This is a genomic window from Streptomyces sp. NPDC059909 (genome assembly GCF_042730885.1).
Taxonomy (GTDB): domain Bacteria; phylum Actinomycetota; class Actinomycetes; order Streptomycetales; family Streptomycetaceae; genus Streptomyces.
This window is the reverse complement of record NZ_JBHWKX010000006.1, coordinates 128,382-145,671: the sequence shown is the minus strand read 5'-3', so window position 1 is coordinate 145,671 and position 17,290 is coordinate 128,382. Positions and strand designations below refer to the sequence as shown.

At 69.4% G+C, this 17,290-nt stretch carries 17 protein-coding genes; 4 read left to right on the top strand and 13 right to left on the bottom strand.

The window, feature by feature from the left end:
- Positions 1–87: 87 nt before the first annotated feature.
- The 4 genes from ACFV9O_RS07570 to ACFV9O_RS07555 all read right to left on the bottom strand — a co-directional run bounded on the left by ACFV9O_RS07570 (position 88) and on the right by ACFV9O_RS07555 (position 4,230).
- Positions 88–462 carry an FKBP-type peptidyl-prolyl cis-trans isomerase gene (locus ACFV9O_RS07570; RefSeq protein ID WP_027732990.1) on the bottom strand — a complete coding sequence of 125 codons (375 nt, stop codon included), beginning with the start codon at positions 460–462 and terminating at the stop codon, positions 88–90.
- 43 nt (positions 463–505) lie between these two features.
- Positions 506–1,441, bottom strand: a complete 936-nt coding sequence (locus ACFV9O_RS07565) for an FKBP-type peptidyl-prolyl cis-trans isomerase (RefSeq protein ID WP_385413592.1) — start codon at positions 1,439–1,441, stop codon at positions 506–508.
- A 146-nt stretch (positions 1,442–1,587) separates the two neighbouring features.
- Complete coding sequence (gene pafA / locus ACFV9O_RS07560; protein ID WP_385413590.1) at positions 1,588–2,949, bottom strand: Pup--protein ligase; 1,362 nt, start codon at positions 2,947–2,949, stop codon at positions 1,588–1,590.
- 9 nt (positions 2,950–2,958) lie between these two features.
- Positions 2,959–4,230: an MFS transporter gene (locus tag ACFV9O_RS07555; RefSeq protein WP_385413587.1), complete on the bottom strand. Its 1,272-nt coding sequence runs from the start codon at positions 4,228–4,230 to the stop codon at positions 2,959–2,961.
- Between the two features lie 127 nt (positions 4,231–4,357).
- On the opposite strand from ACFV9O_RS07555, the gene ACFV9O_RS07550 reads away from it, so the two are divergent.
- Positions 4,358–5,383 (top strand): LacI family DNA-binding transcriptional regulator, encoded by a 1,026-nt coding sequence (locus tag ACFV9O_RS07550; RefSeq protein WP_385413585.1) that lies wholly within the window; start codon positions 4,358–4,360, stop codon positions 5,381–5,383.
- A gap of 247 nt (positions 5,384–5,630) precedes the next feature.
- Here the strand turns inward: ACFV9O_RS07550 and prcA are convergent, their stop codons facing one another.
- The 6 genes from prcA to arc all read right to left on the bottom strand — a co-directional run bounded on the left by prcA (position 5,631) and on the right by arc (position 11,668).
- Positions 5,631–6,389 (bottom strand): proteasome subunit alpha, encoded by a 759-nt coding sequence (gene prcA, locus ACFV9O_RS07545; RefSeq protein WP_385413582.1) that lies wholly within the window; start codon positions 6,387–6,389, stop codon positions 5,631–5,633.
- A 52-nt stretch (positions 6,390–6,441) separates the two neighbouring features.
- Positions 6,442–7,287 carry a proteasome subunit beta gene (gene prcB, locus ACFV9O_RS07540; RefSeq protein WP_385413579.1) on the bottom strand — a complete coding sequence of 282 codons (846 nt, stop codon included), beginning with the start codon at positions 7,285–7,287 and terminating at the stop codon, positions 6,442–6,444.
- Positions 7,239–7,628, bottom strand: a complete 390-nt coding sequence (locus ACFV9O_RS07535; RefSeq protein WP_385413576.1) for an endonuclease VII domain-containing protein — start codon at positions 7,626–7,628, stop codon at positions 7,239–7,241. Before ACFV9O_RS07535 ends, prcB begins: the two co-directional genes overlap by 49 nt.
- A 123-nt stretch (positions 7,629–7,751) precedes the next feature.
- Complete coding sequence (locus ACFV9O_RS07530) at positions 7,752–7,970, bottom strand: ubiquitin-like protein Pup (protein ID WP_385413651.1); 219 nt, start codon at positions 7,968–7,970, stop codon at positions 7,752–7,754.
- Between the two features lie 146 nt (positions 7,971–8,116).
- A complete protein-coding gene (gene dop / locus ACFV9O_RS07525) occupies positions 8,117–9,628 on the bottom strand; it encodes a depupylase/deamidase Dop (protein WP_385413574.1) in 1,512 nt (503 codons plus the stop codon).
- Between the two features lie 273 nt (positions 9,629–9,901).
- On the bottom strand, positions 9,902–11,668 hold the full coding sequence (gene arc / locus ACFV9O_RS07520) for a proteasome ATPase (RefSeq protein WP_385413571.1): 1,767 nt from the start codon (positions 11,666–11,668) through the stop codon (positions 9,902–9,904).
- A gap of 242 nt (positions 11,669–11,910) precedes the next feature.
- Here arc and ACFV9O_RS07515 point away from each other — a divergent pair, with 242 nt between their 5' ends.
- Entirely contained in the window at positions 11,911–12,189 is a 279-nt protein-coding gene (locus ACFV9O_RS07515) for a ferredoxin (protein ID WP_385413568.1), read from the top strand.
- Between the two features lie 15 nt (positions 12,190–12,204).
- On the opposite strand, the gene ACFV9O_RS07510 is transcribed toward ACFV9O_RS07515, so the two are convergent.
- The 3 genes from ACFV9O_RS07510 to ACFV9O_RS07500 form a co-directional block, all read right to left on the bottom strand.
- Positions 12,205–12,780 carry a hypothetical protein gene (locus ACFV9O_RS07510; RefSeq protein WP_385413565.1) on the bottom strand — a complete coding sequence of 192 codons (576 nt, stop codon included), beginning with the start codon at positions 12,778–12,780 and terminating at the stop codon, positions 12,205–12,207.
- A gap of 186 nt (positions 12,781–12,966) precedes the next feature.
- On the bottom strand, positions 12,967–13,854 hold the full coding sequence (locus ACFV9O_RS07505; protein WP_351223935.1) for a tRNA (adenine-N1)-methyltransferase: 888 nt from the start codon (positions 13,852–13,854) through the stop codon (positions 12,967–12,969).
- 95 nt (positions 13,855–13,949) lie between these two features.
- Complete coding sequence (locus ACFV9O_RS07500) at positions 13,950–15,197, bottom strand: site-2 protease family protein (RefSeq protein WP_385413558.1); 1,248 nt, start codon at positions 15,195–15,197, stop codon at positions 13,950–13,952.
- A 124-nt stretch (positions 15,198–15,321) separates the two neighbouring features.
- Between ACFV9O_RS07500 and ACFV9O_RS07495 the strand changes: the two genes are divergently transcribed.
- Both ACFV9O_RS07495 and ACFV9O_RS07490 read left to right on the top strand, forming a co-directional pair.
- Positions 15,322–16,359 (top strand): RecB family exonuclease, encoded by a 1,038-nt coding sequence (locus ACFV9O_RS07495; protein WP_385413555.1) that lies wholly within the window; start codon positions 15,322–15,324, stop codon positions 16,357–16,359.
- 65 nt (positions 16,360–16,424) lie between these two features.
- The gene (locus tag ACFV9O_RS07490) at positions 16,425–17,096 is read left to right on the top strand and encodes a response regulator (protein WP_385413553.1); all 672 of its coding nucleotides are present in this window, start codon (positions 16,425–16,427) and stop codon (positions 17,094–17,096) included.
- Positions 17,097–17,290 lie beyond the last annotated feature (194 nt).

The window sequence follows — 17,290 nt, the reverse complement described above, 5'->3', positions numbered from 1 at the left end:
CCCTCCACGGGTGTTCGGGAAAAGGGTGGGGGGCCCTGGTGGGAACGGAAGGGTGCCCCACTGTGACCGGTTGGGAACCGGTTGCGATCAGATCGCGACCAGGTCGCAGACGAAGATCAGCGTCTCGCCCGGGGCGATACGGCCGCCGCCGGCGCCGCGGTCGCCGTACGCGAGGTGCGCGGGGATGGTCAGCTGGCGGCGCCCGCCGACCTTCATGCCCTGCACGCCCTGGTCCCAGCCCTTGATGACCTGGCCGGCGCCGAGCTGGAACTGCAGCGGAGTGCCGCGGTTCCAGGACGCGTCGAACTCCTCGCCGGTGGAGAAGGCCACGCCCACGTAGTGCACGGAGACGGTGTCGCCGGCCTTGGCCTCGGGGCCGTCGCCTTCCCAGATGTCCTTGATCTCCAGGTCGGCCGGCGGCTCGCCGCCCGGGAAGTCGATCTCGGGCTTCTCGATGCTCACTGCTGTGCTCCTCATACCGATGAACTTCGCAACCGGGACAGTCTTACATCTTTGCCAGGATGTCCACGGCGAAGACGAGCGTGGAGTTCTTGGGGATGCCCTGCTGCTCCTTGTCGCCGAAGGCCTGGTCCGGCGGGGCGACGATGAGGACGCGGCTGCCGATCTTCTTGCCGGTGATGCCGTCCTTGAGCCCCTTGAGCGTGAGCTGCGGCAGCGGGAAGGTCGCGGTCTTGCCCGTGTCGTACGTCGAGTCGAACTTCTTGCCGCCCGCCCACGTCAGGGCCACGTAGTTGACGGCGACGGTGTCCGTGTCCTTGACCGCTTCGCCCGTTCCCTCGATGACGTAGTTCGAGACGAGCTTCTTCGGCGGGTCGGTCTTGGGGACCGTGACGGTCGGGGCCTTGCCGTCGGTGTTGGTACCGACCTTGGGCAGGTCGATGTTGTCCTGGGCGACCGCGGTGCCCGTGGCGGACTTGGGGATCGTGGTGCTCTTCAGGATGTCCACGACGAAGACCAGGGTCGCGTTGGGCTTGATCTCACCCTGGCCCTGCGCCCCGTAGCCGAGGTCCGGCGGGATGACGAGCTCGACACGGCTGCCGACCTTCTTGCCCTCGAGGCCCTGGTCCCAGCCCTTGATGACCTGCCCGGCGCCCAGCGTCAGATCGAACGGCTGACCGCGGTCGAAACTGTTGTCGAACGGCTTGTCCGAGTCCCAGGCCTGGCCCAGATAGTTGACCTGGACGGCATCGCCGTTCTTCAGGACAGCGCCGTCACCCTCACTGAGAGTCTCGGACTTGAGCTCCTTCGGCGGGTCACCCTCACCCTTGGCGAGGGTCGGCTTCTCGCCGAACTTGGCACCCGCCGTGATCGCGGGGAACCCGTTCTTGGACGAGGTGGATTCGGAGCCATTGTCGTCGCCGCATGCCGCTGTGGAGAGCAGCAGCAGGGGGACGACGAGCAGGCCGGCAAGTCGGCGCACGTGTTCCTCAGATCTCAGACGGCACATCGGTCGCTCGACACTCTAGGGCGTGCCAAGGGCCCCGCACGAGAAACGTACGGGGCCCGAGTGACGTTCCCGGCCGGGGCCGGCCGCGATCCGGCGGCCGTATACCGGCTGCGTAGCGCCTACATACCGGCGATCAGCTTCTCCACGCGGTCGTCAACCGACCGGAAGGGGTCCTTGCACAACACGGTGCGCTGTGCCTGGTCGTTGAGCTTGAGGTGCACCCAGTCGACGGTGAAGTCGCGGCGCTGCTCCTGGGCGCGGCGGATGAAGTCGCCGCGCAGCCGTGCCCTGGTGGTCTGCGGGGGCACGGACTTGCCCTCGAAGATCTTCAGGTCGTTGCAGATCCGGGCCGCCTGGCCCTTCTTCTCCAGGAGGTAGTAGAGCCCTCGGCGGCGGTGGATGTCGTGGTAGGCGAGGTCTATCTGCGCGACCCGGGGGTGCGACATCGTCATGTTGTGCTTGGCCCGGTACCGCTCGATGAGCTTGTACTTCATCACCCAGTCGATCTCGGTGCCGATCCGGTCGAGGTCCTCCTGCTCGATCGCGTCGAGTGTGCGGCCCCACAGTTCGAGGACCTGTGCGACGGTGCCGGTGCGGATGCCGCGGCGGTCGACGAAGTCCACGGCCTTCTCGTAGTACTCGCGCTGGACCTCGAGCGCGGAGGCCTCGCGGCCGCTGGCCAGGCGCACCTTGCGCTGGCCCGTGATGTCGTGGCTGACCTCGCGGATCGCCCGGATGGGGTTCTCCAGCGTCAGGTCGCGCATCACCGTGCCCGCCTCGATCATGCGCAGCACGAGGTCGGTGGCACCGACCTTGAGCAGCATGGTCGTCTCGGACATGTTCGAATCGCCCACGATGACGTGCAGCCGGCGGTACCGCTCGGCGTCGGCGTGCGGCTCGTCGCGGGTGTTGATGATGGGACGGGAGCGGGTGGTGGCGGAACTGACGCCCTCCCAGATGTGCTCGGCGCGCTGGCTGACGCAGTAGACCGCGCCGCGCGGGGTCTGCAGCACCTTTCCCGCGCCGCAGATGAGCTGTCGCGTGACGAGGAACGGAATCAGGATGTCCGCGAGCCGGGAGAACTCTCCGTGGCGGGCGACGAGGTAGTTCTCGTGGCAGCCGTAGGAGTTTCCCGCCGAATCGGTGTTGTTCTTGAAGAGATAGACGTCGCCCGCGATTCCCTCCTCGTGCAGGCGGCGTTCGGCGTCGACGAGCAGGCCTTCGAGGATGCGCTCGCCAGCCTTGTCGTGGGTGACCAGTTCCGTCACGTTGTCGCATTCGGGAGTTGCGTATTCCGGATGCGAACCCACGTCGAGGTAGAGGCGGGCCCCATTGCGCAGGAAGACGTTGCTGCTGCGGCCCCATGACACAACACGGCGGAAGAGGTAGCGCGCCACTTCGTCAGGAGACAGTCGGCGCTGTCCCCTGAACGTGCACGTGACGCCGTACTCGTTCTCCAGCCCGAAAATGCGGCGGTCCATGACTGAACATTACGCCTGATGGCCTGAGCTGAAACCGGGTTCGACAGCACCGCTTCGATCATTTTCATCCCCTGACGCGATGTGTGCGCTGCGGCCGGGAACTGCGAGGACCCTTCCGGTGGCCAGCAGAACGAGCAGTGCGGCGAGCCCTCCGGCGCCCGCGACCGCGAAGCCCGCGACGGTCCCGCCGAGTTCCACCGCGGGGCCCGCGGCCGCCGTTCCGACCGCCGCGCCGACGCCGAACGTGGTCACGAGCCAGGAGAACGCCTCGGTGACGGTGCCCCTGGGGGCGTGCCGGTCGACGACGATGAACGCGCAGGCGATGGCGGGCGCCAGGAACACGCCGGCGACGGCGCCGAGGGCGGTCATCGCGGTGACGCCGGGGGTGAGCATGAGCGGCAGATAGCCGAGTGCGAGCAGCCCGACGATGACGCGCAGGCGTCGTTCGGGGGCGCCTGCCCACTGCCGGGCGCCGTAGACGGCGCCACCGACGAGGGCGCCGAGGCCGAGGGCGGCCATCAGCCAGCCGTACACGGAGGCGCGGCCGTGGTCGTCGGCGTACGCGACACCGGCGACGGTGATGGAGCCGAGGGCGAGGCCGACGAAGAAGAACGAGCCGAGCAGGGCGAGCAGCCCGGGCGAGCGCAGAGCGCCCAGCCAGTGGGCCTCGCGGGGTGCGGAACGCCAGGTCCTGGACGGCTCGGAGAGGACCACGGACAGTGCTCCCGCGACTCCGACGGCGTTGATGACCAGGAGTGCCGCGGCGGGCGAGAAGAGCCAGACGAGCAACGTCACCAGCAACGGACCGACGGTGAACATGATTTCCTGCGCGATCGCGTCCATGGCGTAGGCCCGGTGGACCCGGTCCTCGCGATGGCCGAGAACGTTCGGCCAGAGCGCACGCAGACCGCCTTCGAGCGGCGGGGTGAAGAGGCCGGCGACGATGACGGCCGCGTAGGCCACGGGGAGGGGGACGACGCCCGTGACGGCGAAGAGGGCCATGCCGAGTGCCGAGACGACGGCGGCGGGCAACTGGACCCGCGGCTGCCCGTGCAGGTCGACGAGTCGGCCGAGCAGCGGCTGTCCGACGGCGGTGGCCAGCCCGTACACGGCGGCGAGGGCCCCCGCGAGGGTGTAGCTGCCGCCCTCGGCGCGGATGAACAGCACGATCGCGACATGTGCCGTGGCGTTCGGCAGGCGGCCGACGAGGGTGCCTGTGAGCAGGCGCGCCGCGTGCGGCGCCTTGAGGATGTCTGCGTACCCGGACGCTCCCGCGGCCATGTCCCGCCTCTTCGGTCGGCCCCGCTCACCGCGGAGTTTTACGTATAACGTCAGAAGTCATACGTACCATGTCCACAGGTCGCGAGTCCACTCCTCGCGGCGGACGACGCGACGCGCGGAGGCGAGTGTGCAGACCCGGGAGCCCGCGGGCGGCGCGCGGCCGACCAGCAAGGACGTGGCGCGGGCGGCGGGAGTCTCGCAGGCCACGGTGTCCCTCGTGCTCGGCGGCAAATGGCCGGGCCGGGTCTCCGAGCGCACCGCTGAGCTGGTCAGGCGCACGGCGGCGGAGCTCGGCTACCGGCCGAATCTGGCGGCCCGCAATCTGCGGCTGGGCCGTACGCGGACGGCGCTGCTGGTGGTGCCCGCCCTGACCAACGAGTTCTTCGCACGGGTGTACGCGGGCGCGGCGGCCGTCGCCTCCGACCACGGCTTCGGCGTGGTGCTCTACCCCTCCCCGGAGGGCGTGGGCCCCGCGAAGGACCCGTTCGCGTCGGCGCGGGCCGCTCTGGACGGGGTGATCGCCTCGTCGATGGCGGCGGGAGCACTGGACGCGATCCGCGGCACCGATCTGCCGCTGGTGATGCTCGACAGCGATCCGTCCGATCCGGCGTCGGCGGCCCAGGTGAACCTGGACATCGCGGACGGTATGCGCCAGGTGACGGACCATCTGCTCGGCCTCGGCCACCGGCGCTTCATCCATCTGGCGTCGGCTGTGCCGTCCTGGACCTTCGAGGTACGCGCCGGGGCGCTGGGCACGGCGCTGCGGGCGGTTCCGGGGGCGTCGCTCCTCACGGTCCCGGCTCCGCTGGACGTGAGCGGGGCGCGGGAGGCCACCGAGCGGGCCCTGGCCGGGTCCGGGCCGCGGCCCACGGCGCTGATCTGCGACGACGACATCCTGGCCGCGGGCGCGTGCAAGGCGGTCCGGCGACTGGGCCTGCGCGTGCCGGAGGACGTCTCGGTGACGGGCTTCGACGACCTGGCCCTTGCAACGGCGCTGGAGCCGGAGCTCACGACGGTCCGCCTCCCGGCCGAGCGGGTGGGCGAGGCGGGCATGTCCGCGCTGCTCGCGGTTCTGCGGGGCGACACCCCGGCACCGGGTGCCCTCCCGGTCACCCTGATCCCGCGGGCATCCACGGGCCCGGCGCCGCGCTGACGCCCGGGTGGTCTGCGGCCCATGGCCCGTCCCGACACGCACGAGGTGCCCGGCACCTGAGGACCAGGCGCTCGGTGGGTGGGTCTGTGCCCACCCGTTCCGCCCTGCGGAACGACTGCCCACACACCACCAGCGGGACGACCGCCCTCAGACCAAAAGGCCCCGGCAGCGGATGGCCCGAAACCCCATGCCCCCGACCCGGGCGCATACGCGACCGGGTCGGGGGCATGGGGCCCCGGGGAGGCGGTTACGCCTCCTCGTCCTGCTCCTCGTCCGACGGCGCCTCCGTGGGCGCGGACGCCGCGTCGTCCGCCTGCAGAAGACGCGACAGCTGCCGCCCCACGATGCGCTTGAACTTCCGCTGCTGCGGCCGTGTGCGGTCCAGGATCGCCACCTCCAGCCGCTCCGCGGGGATCTCCCGCTCCGTGCCGTTGGTGTCACGGGACAGCGCCTGGACGGCGAGCTTCAGCGCCTCGGCGAGCGACATCCCGTCGCGGTGCCGCTGGTCGAGAAAGCTGCTGATCTGCTCCGCGTTGCCGCCGACCGCGACCGAACCGTGCTCGTCCACGATCGAGCCGTCGTGCGGCAGCCGGTAGATCTGGTCCCCCTCGGGCGACGCGCCGACCTCGGCGACGACCAGCTCCACCTCGTACGGCTTCTCGCCCGCGCTGGAGAAGATGGTGCCGAGCGTCTGCGCATACACGTTGGCGAGCCCACGGGCAGTGACGTCGTCACGGTCGTACGTGTAGCCCCGCAGATCCGCGTAGCGCACCCCGCCGATGCGGAGGTTCTCGTACTCGTTGTACTTGCCGGCGGCAGCGAAGCCGATCCGGTCGTAGATCTCGCTGAACTTGTGCAGCGCACGGGACGGGTTCTCACCGACGAAGACAATGCCGTCGGCGTACTGCAGCACGACCAGGCTGCGGCCGCGGGCGATGCCCTTGCGGGCGTACTCCGCACGGTCGGCCATGGCCTGCTGGGGTGAGACATAGAACGGCGTCGACACCGGCTATCCGTCCCTTTCTGTCAGTGGCATATCGGTTCCAGAAGAGGGGGCATCAGAGCAGCGCGGCGCGCGGGCCGTCGGGCTGTTCGAGCCGGCGCTCCAGGATCGAGCGGGCGATCTCGGAGGACTCGGCCTCGGTCAGCTTCCGGAAGCCCTCGTCGGTGATGACGGTCACGATCGGGTAGATCCTGCGGGCCACGTCCGGGCCGCCCGTCGCGGAGTCGTCGTCGGCCGCGTCGTACAGCGCCTGGATGACGAGGGTGATGGCCTGCTGCTCCGTCAGGTCCTCGCGGTAGAGCTTCTTCATCGCCCCACGGGCGAAGATCGAGCCGGAGCCGGTGGCCGCGAAGCCGTGCTCCTCGGAGCGGCCGCCCGTGACGTCGTACGAGAAGATCCGGCCCTTCTCGCGGTCGACGTCCCAGCCGGCGAAGAGCGGGACCACGGCGAGGCCCTGCATGGCCATGCCGAGGTTGCTCCGGATCATCGTGGAGAGACGGTTCGCCTTGCCCTCAAGGGAGAGCTGGGCGCCTTCGACCTTCTCGAAGTGCTCGAGCTCCAGCTGGAAGAGCTTGACCATCTCGACCGCGAGACCGGCCGTGCCGGCGATGCCCACCGCCGAGTACTCGTCGGCGGGGAACACCTTTTCGATGTCACGCTGGGCGATCATGTTGCCCATGGTCGCCCGCCGGTCACCGGCGAGCACCACGCCGCCGGGGAAGGACGTCGCGACGATCGTCGTGCCGTGGGGTGCCTCGATGACGCCCTGCACAGGCGGGAGCACGCGCTTGCCCGGCAGCATCTCCGGGGAGTGCTCGCCCAGGAAGTCCATGAATGAGGACGAGCCGGGCGTCAGGAAGGCAGCCGGCAGACGCCCGGAGCTACGAGTGTTGGCTTCCACGAGTTTCCTTCCAAATAGGCGGCAACCCGACGAACAGTGTCGGGATCGTCTCCCAACTTGCCGATGGCCGAATTGCAGTTGAAGCACAGTACGCCACGGACCTTACCCGTCTCGTGGCAGTGATCCACATGCACTGCGGGAGCAGCCAGGCAGATCGAGCAGATCCCCATCTGGGACGAAATCATCTCGTCACGCTCGGACTCCGTGATGCCGTACTGACGCTTCAGATGACCTGCGCGCCCCTTCACTGCCTTGCACGACTTGCGCCCCTTGGCCACCTGTCGTTCCTGGCGGTAAGCGGCTGCGCACTCCCGGCAATAGGCCTGCAACCCGTCACGCATTGCCTGGTTGCTTGCGAACGCCGCCCGCGGCTTGTGCTGCTTACACCGCGGGCAGCGCTTCACAGCGTCACCCTCTGACGACTTCAACGCCCCGATCACCTTCGATTCGAAGGGAGAGCTGGCCTACTGGCCACCCTTCTGAACGAAGGAGCGCACGAAGTCCTCGGCGTTCTCTTCGAGCACATCATCGATTTCGTCGAGAACGGAGTCCACGTCGTCGCTCAGCTTCTCCTGCCGCTCCTTGAGGTCCTCAGAAGCCTGCGCTTCCTGCGCCTGCTCGTCGACCTCCTCGGTGGAGCGCTGAGCCCGCTGCTGTCCGCCGCCGGTGTCCTTGGTCGCCATATCCCTCACCCCGCTCGGATTGCCCGTTTGGTTCGGCTCACTCAAGATTCAGACCCTACAAGCAGGGTCTGACATCGGCCCCGCACTTTCTCAACGTCCGGGGCCCACCTCCATGATTCCCGGACGCGGACCATTTCAGCCGCCGGTCAGCCTCCTGACAGGACCCGGACCAGGTCCTCCGCGGTGCGGCACCGGTCCAGCAGCTCCTTGACGTGGTTACGGGTGCCCCGCAGCGGCTCCAGCGTGGGCACTCGTTGCAGAGAGTCACGGCCCGGCAGATCGAAGATCACCGAGTCCCAGGAGGCCGCAGCGACGTCGTCCGCGTACTGCTCCAGGCAGCGGCCGCGGAAATACGCCCTGGTGTCCTCAGGAGGCTTGCTCTCGGCCCGCTCGACGTCCGGCTCGTCCAGGAGCCGCTTCATCTTGCCGCGGGCCACCAGACGGTTGTACAGGCCCTTCTCGGGGCGTACGTCCGCGTACTGCAGGTCGACGAGGTGCAGCCGCGCCGCGTCCCAGTCCAGGGAGTCCCGGCGCCGGTAGCCCTCGAGGATCTCCCGCTTGGCGATCCAGTCGAGCTCGCCCGACAGGCTCATCGGGTCGTTCTCGAGCCGGTTGAGGGTGTCCTCCCAGCGGATCAGGACGTCCTTGGTCTGCTCGTCCGCGTCCACGCCGAAGCGCTCCTCGACGTACTTGCGGGCGAGCTCGAAGTACTCCATCTGCAGCTGGACGGCGGTGAGCGTCCTGCCGCTGCGCAGAGTGACCAGTCGTTGCAGAGTGGGGTCGTGGGATACCTGGTGCAGGGTGCGAACCGGCTGGTCGACCGCCAGGTCGACGTTGATGAAGCCGTCCTCGATCATGGACAGGACCAGCGCGGTCGTGCCGAGCTTGAGGTACGTCGAGATCTCGGAGAGGTTCGCGTCGCCGATGATCACATGGAGGCGGCGGTACTTCTCGGCGTCGGCGTGCGGCTCGTCCCTGGTGTTGATGATGGGGCGCTTGAGCGTGGTCTCCAGACCGACCTCGACCTCGAAATAGTCGGCCCGCTGGCTGATCTGGAAGCCGTGCTCGTGGCCGTCCTGGCCGATGCCCACGCGGCCGGCACCGGTGACGACCTGCCGGGACACGAAGAACGGCGTCAGATGGCGCACAATGTCCGAGAAGGGGGTCTCCCGCTTCATCAGGTAGTTCTCGTGCGTGCCGTAGGACGCGCCCTTGTTGTCGGTGTTGTTCTTGTACAGGTGGATCGGCTGGGCGCCGGGGAGCTGGGCGGCCCGCTCGGCGGCCTCCGCCATGATCCGCTCGCCCGCCTTGTCCCAGAGGACGGCATCGCGCGGATTGGTGACCTCGGGGGCGCTGTACTCGGGGTGGGCATGGTCGACGTAGAGCCTGGCCCCATTGGTGAGGATCACGTTGGCCAGGCCGATGTCCTCGTCCGTGAGCTGGCTGGAGTCGGCGGCCTCGCGGGCGAGGTCGAAGCCGCGGGCGTCCCGCAGCGGGTTCTCCTCCTCGAAGTCCCAGCGGGCGCGTCGCGCCCGGTGCATCGCCGCCGCGTAGGCGTTGACGATCTGGGACGAGGTGAGCATGGCATTGGCGTTCGGGTGCCCGGGGACGGAGATGCCGTACTCCGTCTCGATACCCATTACTCGCCGTACGGTCATGCGGCCCTCCTTGCCCGGCGGCGCTCCCGTCTGGGGGCGGCGCTCAAGTACCGCTCGGTCTCCGGTGCGTGTGCGGTGCCCGTCCCCGCACTGCGCGACACGGCGGTACGGAAGAGCCTAGAACGCCTCTGCGCTGGTGGGGAGATCAATTCCGTCATTGCTCTGTCTGGTGCGATTACCCGTCCTGAGCCCGTGGAAAGCAGGCGGCTGCGGATGTCCTCCCCCCTGCCTCCGGCGGGGGGACCCCCAGGACATCCGCAGCCGGACTGCGATCTACAGGTACTGACCGGTGTTTGCCACCGTGTCGATGGAGCGTCCGGTGTCCGCGCCCTGCTTTCCGGTGACAAGGGTGCGGATGAAGACGATCCGCTCGCCCTTCTTACCGGAGATCCGGGCCCAGTCGTCCGGGTTCGTCGTGTTCGGCAGGTCCTCGTTCTCCTTGAACTCGTCCACGCATGCCTGGAGGAGGTGGGAGACCCGCAGACCCTTCTGGTTGTGGTCGAGGAAGGCCTTGATGGCCATCTTCTTGGCCCGGTCCACGATGTTCTGGATCATGGCGCCGGAATTGAAGTCCTTGAAGTACAGGACTTCCTTGTCGCCGTTGGCGTACGTGACCTCCAGGAAGCGGTTCTCCTCGGTTTCCGCGTACATCTGCTCGACGACCGACTGGATCATGCCCTGGACCGCGGCCTCCTTGGAGCCCGTGTGCTCGGAGAGATCGTCCGCGTGCAGCGGCAGCGACGGCGTGAGGTACTTCGCGAAGATGTCCTTCGCCGCCTCCGCGTCCGGACGCTCGATCTTGATCTTGACGTCGAGCCGGCCGGGCCGCAGGATCGCGGGGTCGATCATGTCCTCCCGGTTGGAGGCGCCGATCACGATCACGTTCTCCAGGCCCTCCACACCGTCGATCTCGGCGAGCAGCTGCGGAACGATCGTGTTCTCGACGTCCGAGCTGACACCGGAGCCGCGGGTGCGGAAGAGGGACTCCATCTCGTCGAAGAAGACGATGACGGGGGTGCCCTCGCTCGCCTTCTCCCGGGCACGCTGGAAGACGAGGCGGATGTGCCGCTCGGTCTCGCCGACGTACTTGTTGAGGAGCTCGGGGCCCTTGATGTTGAGGAAGTAGCTCTTCCCCGCGGGCTGACCGGTCACCTCGGCGACCTTCTTGGCAAGGGAGTTGGCGACGGCCTTGGCGATCAGCGTCTTCCCGCAGCCGGGCGGGCCGTAGAGCAGGATGCCCTTCGGCGGCCGCAGTTCGTGCTCCCTGAAGAGGTCCGGGTAGAGGTACGGGAGCTCGACCGCGTCGCGGATCATCTCGATCTGGTTGCCCAGACCGCCGATCTTGTCGTAGTCGACGTCCGGGACCTCTTCGAGGACGAGCTCTTCGACCTCGCTCTTCGGGATCACCTCGTACACGTAGCCGGAGCGCGGCTCGAGCAGCAGGGCGTCGCCGGGGCGGATGGTCATGTCCAGCAGGGGCTCGGCGAGCCTGACCACCCGTTCCTCGTCGGTGTGCCCGATCACCAGGGCGCGCTCGCCGTCCTCGAGGATCTCCTTGAGGGTGACGATGTCCCCGGCGCGCTCGAACTCCATGGCCTCGACCACGTTGAGCGCCTCGTTGAGCATGACCTCCTGGCCGCGCCTGAGCTCGTCGAGCTCGACGCTGGGGCTGACATTCACCCGGAGCTTGCGGCCCCCGGTGAAGATGTCGCAGGTGCCGTCCTCGTTCACCTGCAGGAAGACACCGAAGCCGGCCGGCGGCTGTGCGAGCCGGTCGACCTCCTCCTTGAGGGCCACGATCTGGTCGCGGGCCTCACGGAGCGTGTTCGCCAGTCGTTCGTTCTGAGCGGACACGCCGGCCAGGTTTGTCTGCAGCTCGACGATCCGCTCCTCGAGAATCCTCGTATGCCGCGGAGAGTCGGCGAGCTTGCGGCGCAGGACGGCGATCTCCTGCTCAAGATAGGCAACCTGACCGGCAGGGTCTTCAGACCCCCGTCCCGGCCGGAAGCCGCGGTTGTTGTCGTCGTCGTGGGCTGCCACGGTCCTCACCTCCTCCAAGGGGAGCTGGACGCTTCCTGACCCTACCTGGGTGGGTGGTGATTGAAACCCCTAGATCACAAAGACGGAAGGGGTGTGTCCGATCTTCACCCTTGCGCTCTCCCTCACGCCAGGGGAATACCCACCCATCAACATCGGAAAGCGGGCGGTTGTATCGTCGGAACGGTCAACACCCGTCAGGGCTGGCACCTATTGATGCACACCGCGCAGGAACGGCAGGCGACATGAACGAGGCTCTCGAAGTCTGGATCGACCAGGACCTCTGCACCGGCGACGGTATCTGCGCCCAGTACGCGCCTGAGGTCTTCGAGCTGGACATCGACGGTCTGGCCTATGTGAAGAGCGCGGACGACGAGCTGTTGCAGCAGCCCGGGGCCACAACGCCCGTACCGCTGCCGCTGCTGACCGATGTCATCGACTCGGCCAAGGAGTGTCCGGGCGACTGCATCCATGTACGTCGCGTTTCGGACAAGATCGAGGTGTACGGACCCGACGCAGAGTAGACGCAGGGTGACCGGTCACACACTGTCCGTGGCGGAATCGGCCTGGGTGGACTCGACGAACTTCCCGCCGCGCCACTGCCACTTGACGCGCTCCTGTTCGTCCGGGCAGCACTGCGGGACGTCGGGCGAGGAGTAGCCGAGGAGCGTCGCCGTGACCGCACCGTCACGGACGGCGAACTCGGTGACGCTCAGCCCCCGGGACGGCTCGACCAGGGTCGCCACGACGCGCGGCTGCCCGGCGGAGGACCGGGCGACGACGTAGACGCCGCTCGGCGGGGTGCCCGAGCCGGCCTCGCAGCGGGCCACCACGGCCGTCTCGGCGGCGCCGTCCCCGTCCAGGTCCCCCGAGGCCTTCTTCACGACTGTCGTACCGGCCCCGCCGCACTCGAGGGGCAGTTCCACCGCGGCGGCGTCCGGAGCGGGCGCCGCGGCCGTGGCGATCCCGGGACCCGACTGATTCGCCTTCGCGGCGTCGGGCTGGAGAAGTCCCGCCCCGGCGACGACCGCGGCCATCGCCGCCGCAGTGGCCAGCCAGTGCACCGGGCGGGCGTGGGTGTGCGCGAGGTCCGGAAGCGTCGCGGAGGTCTGCACGCGGGGTGTCTCCTGTGAGGGTGGTGCCGGTGGGGGTGGGTCGCATAGTGCCACACGTCACAGGGCGCGGGAACAGGGGGGTCGGCAATGCCAACGTAAAGGTGCCGCCGTCGAGTTCCGGGCAGGGACCCGGGAACTCGACGGCGGCACCACCGCGTTGTGCGGGGCGTCAGCCCTGATGGGCGGTCAGCCCTTGTTCGGCCCCTCGTAGTCCTCGCCGTACGCGCCCTTGGCGGGGCGGCGGCGGCGCATGGGCGGCTCCACCCCGTCCGCCAGGCGGCGGGCGGTGACGAGGAAGCCGGTGTGGCCGATCATCCGGTGGTCCGGGCGGACGGCCAGGCCCTCGACGTGCCAGTTGCGGATCATGGACTCCCAGGGCTGCGGCTCGGCGTAGCAGCCGATCTCGCGGATGGACTCCACGGTCCGGGCGAGCTGGGTGGTGGTCGCCACGTAGCAGCAGAGGATGCCGCCCGGGACGAGCGCCTTGGAGACGGCCTCCAGGCACTCCCAGGGGGCGAGCATGTCCAGGATGACCCGGTCGACGTCGGCGTCCGAGAGGTTGTCCTGGAGGTCACCGACGGTGAGCGTCCATGCGGGGTGCGGTCCGCCGAAGTAGCGCTCGACGTTGCCCTTGGCGATCTCCGCGAAGTCCTCGCGGCGCTCGTACGAGTGCAGCATGCCCTCGTCGCCGATGGCCCGGAGCAGGAAGCTGCTCAGCGAGCCGGAGCCGACCCCCGCCTCGACGACGCGCGCGCCGGGGAAGATGTCCGCGAAGGCAAGGATCTGCCCCGCGTCCTTGGGGTAGACCACGGCGGCGCCGCGGGGCATGGACAGGACGTAGTCGGGGAGCAGGGGGCGCAGCGCGAGGTAGGCGACGTTTCCCGTGGTACGGACAACACTGCCCTCGGGAGCGCCGATCAGCTCGTCGTGGGGGAAGGAACCCTTGTGGGTGTGGAAGTTCTTCCCGGCCTCGAGCGTGAACGTGTAGTGGCGTCCCTTGGGGTCGGTGAGCTGGACCTGGTCCCCGACCTTGAAGGGCCCGCGACGGCGGGCGGCACCGGTCGGTTCGGACATGTGACCAGAGTACCGGCCCGCGCTCACGGTCCTGACCGCGCCCGCCTCGGGGCCCCCGGTGGGGGTCCCCCGCCGGGGCAGGGAGAACCGAGCCCCTAGGAATGAGGCCTGGCCATGGCCTTGACGAAGGCGCGCTCGACGTCCGCCGTGGACAGGACGCCGTAGATCTCGCCGGTCTCCTCGACGACGAGGTACTCGGAGGCGGGCGTGGCCCGGAGCCGGTCGAGGAGGGCTTCGCCGGCGAGCTCCGCGGGGACCTTCATGCCCTCGGTGAGCTCCTGGGCGAGGCTGCTCACGGCGACCCAGGGGCGTCGGTGCTCGGGGACGCCGACGATGGCGGACTCGCGGACCAGCGCGGTCGGGTCGCCGTGGCCGTCGACGACGACGAGGGCCCGCGCTCCCGCCTCGTTGGCGCGGCGGAGCGCCTCGGAGAGGGGGGTTTCGGACTCGACGGGGACGGCACGCCTGGTGAGGGTGCGGGCGCACAGCTCGGGGAGGTGCTCGCGCAGCCGGGCCATGCGGAGGCTGTTGCCGGCACCGGTCCAGATGATGGCCGCGAGGATGGCGGCGAGCAGCGCGTCGGTGACGGTGTCCATGCCGCCGATGTCCTCGGTGGCGTTGCCGAGGACGCCGGTGTGGGTCAGCAGCGGGAGTCCGATCAGGACGGCGACGGCGAGCGCCCGGCCGACCCAGGCGGCGGCGACGGTGCCGCTCATCGGCTTGCCGGTGACCTTCCAGACGACCGCGCGGAGCATGCGGCCGCCGTCCAGCGGCAGGCCGGGCAGCAGGTTGAAGGCGGCGACGATCAGGTTGGAGATCATCAGGCCGGCGAGCAGCACGCCCGGGACGGTGCCGGGGTCGACGGCCTGCATCCCGAGGTAGAAGACCCCGGCGAGGACGAGCGACAGCAGTGGCCCGACGAAGGCGAGGACGAATTCACGGCCGGGGGTCTCGGACTCCTTCTCGATCTCCGAGACGCCGCCGAAGAACTGGAGCTGGATGCGGCGCACCGGCAGTTTGAAGCGGAGCGCGGCGATGGTGTGGGCCAGTTCGTGGACGAGCACGGAGGCGTAGAACGCGACCGCGAAGAAGAGCGAGACGAGGTACCGGGCTCCGCCGAGTTCGGGCAGGACCCGGTCGAGCTGTCCGCCGAAGACCCAGGTGATCAGGGCGGCGACGAGGAACCAGCTGGGGGCGACGTACACGGGCACGCCGAAGGGGCGGCCCATCAGGATGCCGCCGCCGGGTTCGTCGGAGCGCTGCTTCTTTCCGCTGTCGGGGTCCGCTCCCTCCGTGCCGGACTGCGGCCGCGTCTGCTCGCCGCTCTCCTCGTCCTTGTTCACGGGTTCCCTTCGTTGCGAGACGTGGCCCGCTCGATCATGTCGCTCGCTCGATCATGCAGTGCGAGAGGGTCTGTCGTCGATGGTATGCCGCTCGCTGTCAGTGGCGGGCCGTAGGGTCTACGTCATGAGTACGAGTCAGCCGCCCGCTTCGGAAGGCGGCGCACCCGCGTCGGAGGGCCGGGCGCCCGCCGCCGCGGTGCCCCCGCCTGCCGCGCAGGTGCCGGCGCCAGCCGGTGAGGTCCCCGCGCCTGTCCTGGAGGACCAGCCGTCGGTGGCGGACGGCCATCCCTCGCCGCCCGAGCGCGAGGGCGCTTCGTCCGCTCCGGCGAGCAGCCCGCCGATGTCGCTGTCCCCTTCGCGGGCAGGCGACTTCATGCAGTGCCCGCTGCTGTACCGGTTCCGGGTGATCGACAAGCTCCCGGAGAAGCCCAGCGAGGCGGCGACCAGGGGCACGCTCGTGCATGCCGTGCTGGAGCGGCTCTTCGACGCTCCCGCGGCGGAGCGCACGCCCCCACGGGCGAAGGCCCTGATTCCCGGGCAGTGGGACCGGCTGCTGGAGTCGCGGCCCGAGCTCGGTGAGCTGTTCGCGGAGGACGCGGACGGCGAGCGGCTGGCGCGCTGGATGTCGGAGGCGGAGCAGCTGGTCGAGCGGTGGTTCTCGCTCGAGGACCCGACGCGGCTGGAGCCCGCCGAGCGTGAGCTGTTCGTGGAGACGGAGCTGGCGTCGGGGCTCCGGCTCCGCGGGGTGATCGACCGGGTCGATGTCGCGCCCACGGGTGAGGTGCGGATCGTCGACTACAAGACGGGCAAGGCGCCCCGGCCCGAGTACAGCGAGGGTGCGCTGTTCCAGATGAAGTTCTACGCGCTCGTCGTATGGCGGCTGAAGGGCGTCGTGCCGCGCCGGCTGCAGCTGGTGTACCTGGGCAGCGGTGAGGTGCTGACGTACGACCCGGTCCCGGCGGACCTCGAGCGCGTGGAGCGCAAGCTGCTCGCGCTGTGGGACGCGATCATGCGGGCGACGGAGACGGGCGACTGGCGGCCGCGGCCGACGAAGCTGTGCGGGTGGTGCGATCACCAGGCCGTGTGCCCCGAGTTCGGCGGCACGCCTCCGGTGTATCCGCTGCCGGTGGTGCCGACGGGGCCGGTGGCGCCTTCGGCGTGACGCCCGCCGGAGTGGCGGGCCGGCCGTCAGGGCAGAATGGGGGGCGGTCTAGCGAAGGAGATCCCGTGGCCATCCGCGTCCTACTGGTCGACGATCAACCGCTGTTGCGCACCGGCTTCCGGATGATCCTGGAGGCGGAGCAGGACATCGCGGTGGTCGGTGAGGCCGGCGACGGCCTGCAGGCGCTGGACCAGGTGCGGGCGCTGCAGCCCGACGTGGTGCTGATGGACATCCGCATGCCGCGGATGGACGGCGTGGAGGCGACCCGGCAGATCACCGGCCCGGGCCGGGACGGCCCGGCGAAGGTGCTGGTGCTGACCACCTTCGACCTCGACGAGTACGTCGTGGAGGCGCTCAAGGCGGGGGCCAGCGGCTTCCTCCTGAAGGACGCGCCGGCGAACGAGCTGGTCCAGGCGATCCGGGTGGTCGCGGCCGGCGAGGCCATGCTCGCGCCGAGCATCACGCGCCGGCTGCTCGACAAGTACGCGGATCATCTGCCGTCGGGCGAGGAGCCCGTCCCGGACACGCTGCACACGCTGACCGAGCGTGAGGTAGAGGTGCTCAAGCTGGTCGCCCGTGGCCTGTCGAACGCGGAGATCGCCGCGGATCTCTTCGTCAGCGAGACGACGGTCAAGACGCATGTGGGCCATGTGCTGACGAAGCTGGGCCTGCGCGACCGGGTTCAGGCCGCGGTGTACGCGTACGAGAGCGGCCTGGTGCGCCCCGGCGCTCAGTGAGCCCTACGCACTCGGTCCGCCCCTGTGGCGGGGGGGGGCCCCGCGGGGGGGGAGAAGAGGGGGGGGGGGGGGGGGGGACAAGTTAGGGTGGACCTCCCCGGGGGGGGAGTACACGCGAAGGGAAAACCCCAACAACCAAGGGCGAACCCGCGGGCACCCTCCCTGGCGGTCCACCCTTGGGTGGACGGCAACAC

Bases quoted from the DNA above. Each gene is read 5' to 3' on its own strand.
- ACFV9O_RS07530 (WP_385413651.1), bottom strand. From the start codon at position 7,970: ATGGCGACCAAGGACACCGGCGGCGGACAGCAGCGGGCTCAGCGCTCC.
- ACFV9O_RS07515 (WP_385413568.1), top strand. From the start codon at position 11,911: ATGAACGAGGCTCTCGAAGTCTGGATCGACCAGGACCTCTGCACCGGC.
- ACFV9O_RS07535 (WP_385413576.1), bottom strand. From the start codon at position 7,628: ATGCGTGACGGGTTGCAGGCCTATTGCCGGGAGTGCGCAGCCGCTTAC.
- dop (WP_385413574.1), bottom strand. From the start codon at position 9,628: ATGACCGTACGGCGAGTAATGGGTATCGAGACGGAGTACGGCATCTCC.
- ACFV9O_RS07495 (WP_385413555.1), top strand. From the start codon at position 15,322: ATGAGTACGAGTCAGCCGCCCGCTTCGGAAGGCGGCGCACCCGCGTCG.
- pafA (WP_385413590.1), bottom strand. From the start codon at position 2,949: ATGGACCGCCGCATTTTCGGGCTGGAGAACGAGTACGGCGTCACGTGC.
- ACFV9O_RS07505 (WP_351223935.1), bottom strand. From the start codon at position 13,854: ATGTCCGAACCGACCGGTGCCGCCCGCCGTCGCGGGCCCTTCAAGGTC.
- ACFV9O_RS07555 (WP_385413587.1), bottom strand. From the start codon at position 4,230: ATGGCCGCGGGAGCGTCCGGGTACGCAGACATCCTCAAGGCGCCGCAC.